This window comes from Allokutzneria oryzae, assembly GCF_042429765.1.
Lineage (GTDB): Bacteria > Actinomycetota > Actinomycetes > Mycobacteriales > Pseudonocardiaceae > Allokutzneria > Allokutzneria oryzae.
Genome location: NZ_JBHLZU010000033.1, coordinates 399482 through 406322, shown reverse-complemented (window position 1 = coordinate 406322; position 6841 = coordinate 399482). Strand labels below are relative to the sequence as shown.

At 70.5% G+C, this 6841-nt stretch carries 6 protein-coding genes; 3 read left to right on the top strand and 3 right to left on the bottom strand.

Translation table 11 applies throughout. The features are described 5' to 3' along the window. A partial coding sequence (locus ACFFQA_RS36210; RefSeq protein WP_377862317.1) for an HNH endonuclease signature motif containing protein occupies positions 1-1004 on the top strand: 1004 nt, incomplete at its 5' end. A 190-nt stretch (positions 1005-1194) separates the two neighbouring features. On the opposite strand, the gene ACFFQA_RS36205 is transcribed toward ACFFQA_RS36210, so the two are convergent. Continuing rightward, positions 1195-2409, bottom strand: coding sequence for a Bcr/CflA family multidrug efflux MFS transporter (locus ACFFQA_RS36205; protein WP_377862316.1), 1215 nt, complete (start codon positions 2407-2409; stop codon positions 1195-1197). A 56-nt stretch (positions 2410-2465) separates the two neighbouring features. Here ACFFQA_RS36205 and ACFFQA_RS36200 point away from each other — a divergent pair, with 56 nt between their 5' ends. Next, a complete protein-coding gene (locus ACFFQA_RS36200) occupies positions 2466-2921 on the top strand; it encodes a MarR family winged helix-turn-helix transcriptional regulator (RefSeq protein WP_377862315.1) in 456 nt (151 codons plus the stop codon). Here ACFFQA_RS36200 and ACFFQA_RS36195 read toward each other — a convergent pair. Beyond that, the gene (locus ACFFQA_RS36195) at positions 2918-4141 is read right to left on the bottom strand and encodes a glycosyltransferase (protein WP_377862324.1); all 1224 of its coding nucleotides are present in this window, start codon (positions 4139-4141) and stop codon (positions 2918-2920) included. The genes ACFFQA_RS36200 and ACFFQA_RS36195 overlap by 4 nt on opposite strands. Positions 4142-4628: 487 nt before the next feature. Between ACFFQA_RS36195 and ACFFQA_RS36190 the strand changes: the two genes are divergently transcribed. Further along, complete coding sequence (locus ACFFQA_RS36190; RefSeq protein ID WP_377862314.1) at positions 4629-5360, top strand: LuxR C-terminal-related transcriptional regulator; 732 nt, start codon at positions 4629-4631, stop codon at positions 5358-5360. Here ACFFQA_RS36190 and ACFFQA_RS36185 read toward each other — a convergent pair. Continuing rightward, complete coding sequence (locus ACFFQA_RS36185) at positions 5357-6721, bottom strand: LuxR C-terminal-related transcriptional regulator (protein WP_377862313.1); 1365 nt, start codon at positions 6719-6721, stop codon at positions 5357-5359. The genes ACFFQA_RS36190 and ACFFQA_RS36185 overlap by 4 nt on opposite strands. Between the last annotated feature and the right edge of the window lie 120 nt (positions 6722-6841).

The window sequence follows — 6841 nt, the reverse complement described above, 5'->3', positions numbered from 1 at the left end:
CGTATCTCGGTGACGAGGTCGGGGCGTTGTTGTCGATTTCCTCGCGCAAGGCCAGCACCCTGATCAACCACGCCGAGAACCTCGCCTCCCGCCCCGCCGTCCTCGCCGCCCTGGAAGAGGGCCGGATCGACCAAGGCAAGGCCCTGCTGATCGTCGACCAGGTGGAGCCGCTGACCGCTGTGCAGGCCGAGATCGTGGAAGCGGTGCTGATCGAGTACGCCCACACCCACCACTACAGCCGCATCCGCCAACACGCCCAGCGGTTGATCGCGAAGTTGGATCCGGAGGCGGCGGCGCGGCGGCATGAGGAGAAGAAGCGCACCCGCAGGGTGGAGAAGCTGAACCTCGATGACGCGATGTGTGCGTTGCGGTTTCAGTTCACCGCCCTCCAGGGCGCCCTGGTGTGGGATCGGATCGACCGCATCGCCCGAGGCCTCGACGATGAGCGCACCATGGACCAACGCCGCGCCGATGTCGCGTTCGACCTGTTGATGGGTAAGGAGACCGGTGCGCCGCAGGGTGAGGTGAAGGTCCTGGTGACCCTCCCCGCCACGACGTTGATGCGGATGGATCAGGAGCCGGGGATGCTGGCGGGCTACGGGCCGATTCCCGCAGACGTGGCCCGCGACATCGCCGCCGGAGGCACGTGGAAGCGCATCCTGACCGACCCGGTGACCGGCGTGGCGGTGGATGTGGGGCGCACCAACTACCGGCCCTCAGCGGCCCTGGCCGATCTGGTCCGGGCGCGGGATGTCACGTGTGTGGCGATCGGCTGCCGCCAACCGGCGCACCGCTGCGACTTGGATCATTGCGAGCCGTTCGACGGCACGAACACGGTCGCGGATGACCTGGGTGCGAAATGTCGACGGCATCATGTGATGAAACACCACACGCGGTGGAAACGAACCCAGCTCCCGGGCGGTATCCATATCTGGACCACTCCGATGGGACGCACCTATGTTCGGGAGCCTGAGCCGATAGCGGATCCTGCTCCCCCGTTTTAAAACCCGACCCCGGCTAGCCCGCCACCGCTAGAGGTGAGCGGGCTAGCGGTGGTGGGTGGTCAAGGAAATGCGCGCCGGAGTCCGGGAGAATTATCCGAGGGCAACCCGACGAAGTCGGGGCGGCAGCCATAACCACGCCAACCAACCCCACGCCAGCCAACCCCACGCCAGCCAACCCCACGCCAGCCGATCACTGCGCGACGGAGGGGACCTCGGCGCGAGTGCGACGCCGCGCCAGGACCGTCAGGGCGAGGACCGACAGCACGCAGAAGGTCGCGATCGTGATCGCCATCGGCAGCGCCGTGCCCTGGCCGCCCAACCCCACCATCGGGGCCGCGACCGCCGCGAGCAGGAACTGGAGCGTGCCCAGCAGCGCGCTGGCGCTGCCCGCGATCTCCGGGTGGTCGGCCAGTGCGAGCGCGAGGGCGTTCGGGCCGATCATGCCGAGGCTGGCGACCATGGTGAACAGCGGGACCAGCAGGCCCGCGAAGCCGAACAGGCCGGTCGCGGTGAACAGCAGCAGGACCAGGCCGGAGACCGTGTTGACCGTGACGCCGATCGTCAGCATCGTCCGGGTTCCGACCCGGCCGACCACGCGGCCGTTGATCTGGCCGACGATCACGAAGCCCAGCGCGTTGGTGCCGAAGATGATGCTGAACAGCTGGGGCGAGGCGTGGTGCAGCTCCTGGATCACGAACGGCGAGCCGGAGATGTAGGCGAACATCGCCGCGCCGGAGAGCGCGCTGGTCAGCGCCAGCCCCAGGAAGGCCCGGTCGACGAACAGGGTGCCCGCCGCGCGCAGCACGGGCCGCAGTCCGCCGGTGCTGCGGCGCTCGGCGGGCAGGCTTTCCTTGAGCCCCAAGGCGACCGCGACGAACAGCACCGCGCCGAAGACCGCGAGCGCCACGAAGATCCCGCGCCAGTCGGCCCACGCCGCGATCTCCCCGCCGAGCACCGGCGCCAGGATCGGGGCCAGGCCGAAGACCAGCATCAGCGTGGAGAAGAACCGTGCGGCGTCCGCGCCGGAGTACAGGTCCCGCACCACCGCCCTCGCCACCACGACACCGGCCGCCCCGGCGAGGCCCTGCACCACGCGCAGCGCCATCAGCGTGGTGATGTCGGTGGCGAACACGCAGGCCACCGACGCGAGCACGAACCCCCCGACGCCCACGAGCAGCGGGCGCTTGCGGCCCCACATGTCGCTGAGCGGCCCCACCACGATCTGGCCGGCCGCGAGGCCGATCATGCAGGCGGTCAAGGTGAGCTGCACCTGTGCCTGGCCGGCGCTCAGGCTGCCCGCGATCTCCGGGAACGCGGGCAGGTACATGTCCAGGCAGAGCGGCCCGAACGCGCTCAGCCCACCGAGGATGAGCACCAGGACTGCCGTGCCGTTACTCTGCCGCATCCACGCTCCCAAGCGAGTACCCTGAATCCATTAGCTCTGACACAGAGTAGTTGAGGATGATCGACGAAGCGCAGCCCTTCTCGAACGACGTGGACCTCAGTTGCACCGTCGGCAGGTTGCAACGGGCGCTGCGCCGCGCCTCGGCCCGCGCCGCTGGTGACTCCGCGCTGCCCAACGCCAAGGTCGAGCTGCTGCTCGCGCTCAAGCGCCAGCCGGGCATCAGCGTGAAGGAGGTCGCGACCGTCCTGTGCGCGGCGGCCAACACCGTCAGCACGCTGGTCGGCGACCTCGCGGCGGACGGGTTCCTTGTCAGGGAACGGGATCCGGACAACCGTCGGGTGGTGCGGCTCGCCCTCACCGAGGACGGCCGCAGCACCATCGACGACTACCAGGCCCAGCGCAGGCGGATCATCGCCGAGGCCGCCGCGCGGCTCGCCGCCGACGACCGCGCGGACATCGAACGCGCGCTGCCCGCGCTGCACCGCCTGCTGGACGTGCTTGAGGAGAACTAGGCCGGGACGGGGGAGCCCTTCACGACCGCCTCGATGTCCATGACGGCCTGGTCGAGGTCGGGCAGCGCGAGCATGGCGCGCTTGGCCTGCGCGGCACGGGCGGCGAAGCGCGGCTCGGTCAGCACCCGGGTGCACGCGCTGCGGATCTCCTCCACCGCACCGTCGTGGATCCGCAGCCCCAGGCCCAGTTCCTCCACGCGGTCGGAGTTGGACGGCTGGTCGCCGAACGCGGGCTGCACCACCATGGGCACCCCGGCCCGCAGCGCCTCACGGATGCCGTTGTAGCCGCCGTGGGTGACGAACAGGTCCGCGCACTCCAGGACCAGCGGCTGCGGCACGTGCTCGACGAGGTGCACGTTCGGGGCGATCGGGGCGTCGGGCACCGGGACCCCGCCGGTGGCGACCACGGCGGTGCAGTCGACGCCCGCGAGCGCCTCGATCACGGTGCGCAGGCGCTTCGCGGGGTCGATGTTGGCGAAGGCGGCAGGAAGCTTGGGGCCCTTGAGCTTCTCCTTGTCCACCTTCGTGGTCAGCGGCAGCGCCGTCCCGATCGCCGCGAGCACCAGGGGCTTGTCGGCGGGCACCTCGGTGAGCCAGGCGGGCAGCCGCTCACCGGGCCGCACCAGCACGGGCTGCCGGTAGGCGAGCGCGAGCGGGGCGTCCACCGCGGTGAAGGAGAACTCCGTCGGCACGTAGTCGATCCGCCCGTGCCGGTAGACGCAGTCCGGGCCGAGCTCGACGTCCAGCCCGGCGAGGCGGACGTGCTCGGCGAGCGCCTCGGCGGCGATCACCGGGTCACCGACGTTGGAGAAACCGCCCGGCAGGCAGATGTGCGGGATGCCGAGCTTCTCGGCGAGCAGCAGGCCGCCGAACTCGGCGTCGTCGCGCACCACCACGTCGGGCCGGAACTCCTCGGCGAGCGGGAGTGCCCGCTGGTAGGCGTCCACGGCCAGCGGGCCCGCCATCACCCGCACGATCGTCGACATGTCGCCGGGGTTGGAGGCCGGGTGCAGCGGCTGCTTGTCCTCCGCCATCATGTCCCTCAGCCGTTCGCGCATGCCGTAGAGCACGCCGGCGGTGGTGAGGTTCTCCGCGGCGAGCAGCTCGACGAAGTCCTCCGGTACCACCACCAGGACGTCGTGCCCGCGCGCGGCCAGCGCACGGGTGATCGGGACCAGGGAACGGGTGTGCGACGGCGAACCGGTGACGGTGCACAGCACGCGCAAGGCGGGCCTCCTCGGCGGGGAATGAGACGACACGCTTGGTTGTATCATGCAACCAAGTAGGCGGCATCGTCCTGGGGTAGCACTTCGAAGACCGCATCCTTCGGTTTACATCTGTGCTCAAACGACTAAATGTGGCCCTCCTCGCGCTAAGGTTGCGATGAATTCCTTCTCCGCGGAACTGTCGACATCTCCGCTCTTTGCTCGACGTACCGGTAGGTAACGACCTTCGGCGTCCTCCGAAATACCCACTCCAGGGGGTAGAAGGATGGCAAGAGTAGGTGTTTTGCCCTCCTTGCCCCGTCCCCGGCCATTGACCACAGTGCCCCCTGTGCCGCACCGACGAAGCCCGGACCGACCGCACAGTCGGACCGCTCGTCGCGGCACGAGTGAGGGGCCACCTCGCCTCGCACAGCGCGAACTCCGGCCCGGTGCCGGAGATGCCAGGCCAGGAGTGCTTCGCCGAGTAGGCGTGGAGTGAGCCATGAGACAGATCCAGACCACATGCAGGCCGCCGCACAGGTCCGCCACCACGGCGGCGACCCCCACGCCAGCGATGCTGGTCGCCGAACGGCGGCGCGGCCCTGTTCGGGTGGCGCTGCTGGACCGGCACCCGGTGACGGTGGAAGGGCTCGCGCAGCTGCTCTCCGCCCAGCAGGGCGTCTCCGTCGTCGGCCGGTTCTACCGGGTCAACGACGCGCTGGCCAGCCTGGCCCGGTGTGAGGCGCACGTGCTCGTCGTCGACCCGCAGGTCGCCGGGCCGGACGCCATCGCGCTGCTGCGCCTGCTGCAGCGGGAGTACCCCACCCTCGCGGTGCTCGTGCTCAGCGACAACACCGACTACGTCAGCGCCGCCCTGGACGCGGGCGCCAACGGGTTCCTGCTCAAGACCGCCGTGCTCGGCGAGATCCTCAGCGGCATCCTCAAGGCGGCCGACGGCCAGACCCCGGTCTCGCGCTCCCTGCTGCCGATGCTGGCGGCCGAGACCCGGGGCAGCGGCCGGAGCCGGCAGCGGCTGTCCAGCCGCGAGCTGCAGATCCTGGAGCAGGTCGCCACCGGCAACACCAACGCCGAGATCGCCCGCAACCTCTTCATCAGCGAGGCCACCGTCAAGACCCACCTGCACCGGGTGTTCAACAAGCTCAGCGTCCCGGACCGGGCGTCGGCGGTGGCCACCGCGATCTCGCTCGGCCTGCTCCGCGGCGCGCTGCGCTAGCCCTGTTCCTCCTGGTCGGACCCGGCCGGGGCGCGGTGGGCGGACAGCCCCGCCCACCACGCGACGGCCGCGGTCCGGCGCTGGACGCCCAGCGTCCGGTAGATCCGTTGCAGGTGGTTCTGCACGGTCTTCGGCGACAGGCCCAGCTCCTCGGCGATGGCGGCGGTGGACTGGCCGTCGACCAGGCGTTGCAGGATCTCGATCCGCCGCATGGTCAGGCCCATCCGCAGCGCCACCCGCACCGGGTCCTGGGCGTTCGGGTCGGGTTCCGGGGTGGTGGCCACCGGGGTCGGCGAGATGCCGGACTCCTTGGGCCGCTCCAGCTCCTCGGTGTGCAGCCCCAGCCCGGCCAGCCAGTGGCCGACGATGTTGTTCTCCCGGATGCGCAGCAGGTCACGGCCCTGCTGGGCCTCCCACAGCTTGTACTGCTCCAGGTGCTTGCGCGCGTGGTAGAGCGCGCGGTCCAGCGTCCCCGCCTTCTCGTGCGCCTGGCTCAGCAGCTCGTGCGCCCGCGCGGTGTACTCCCTGGCCAGCGCGCTCTCGGCGAGCTCGGCGGCGGCTTCGAGGCACTTGATCTGCTCGGCGTGGCGCTGGTCCATCCCGTAGAGCCTGCCGCGCAGCATCTTCAGCTCCGCCTGCGCGATGACCCGGTCGGAGCTGCGCAGCAGGTACCCGGCGCGCTCGCAGAACCGGCGGGCCCGCAGCTTGTCGCCGAGCTCCGCGCGCAGGTCGCCGATCATGATGTTCACCCTGGCCAGCCGGACCGGGTCGTCCAGCGACTTCCACTTGTCCCGGCACGCCTTGGCCAGCTCCTCCGCGCGCAGCAGCTTCAGCTTGCACGCGTCGCCCTCCACCCCGCAGCGCAGCGACTGGACCCGGGTCATGCAGTGGCCGAAGTACTGCGAGCGGACCATCTGTGCCTGGTGGAGCAGCATCTCGCCGATCAGTCCGCTGTCGTTGGACAGCTCGGCGAACCCCTGCGCCCGTGCCAGCGTGGCCAGCGCGCGCTCGGTGGAGTTGACCTTCACCTCGATCGAGGAGCGCGCCAGGTTGATCCGTGCCTGCAGCTCGATGGTCCTGCGCCGCACCGCGAACCGCTCGATCTCGGCGAGCGCGTCGAGCGCGGGCGCCCACAGCCCGCGTTTGGCCAGCGTGACGGCCTGCACCACGGCGGAGTAGGCGACGCCGACCGGGTCGCCGAGCCACGCGTAGCCCGCCGCGGCCTTCTCGGCGAACTCCAGCGCCTCCCACGCGCGGCCCTCGTCGATCGCGGCGCGCGCCTCCTCCAGGTTGTCGTCCGCGGTCCGGCGCGCGCTCAGCTCGGCCGCGGTCGTGACGCTATCGAACGGCGACAGCACCATTGCCACCATGCTTCCGGACTTCGGGAGCCCGAAGAGAATTGTGTTTCGGCATGGGTGACCCGCCCTCGCGCCGTGAACCGAACTGCGGCGAGAGTACCCCGGAGATCTGGCGCGGACGTG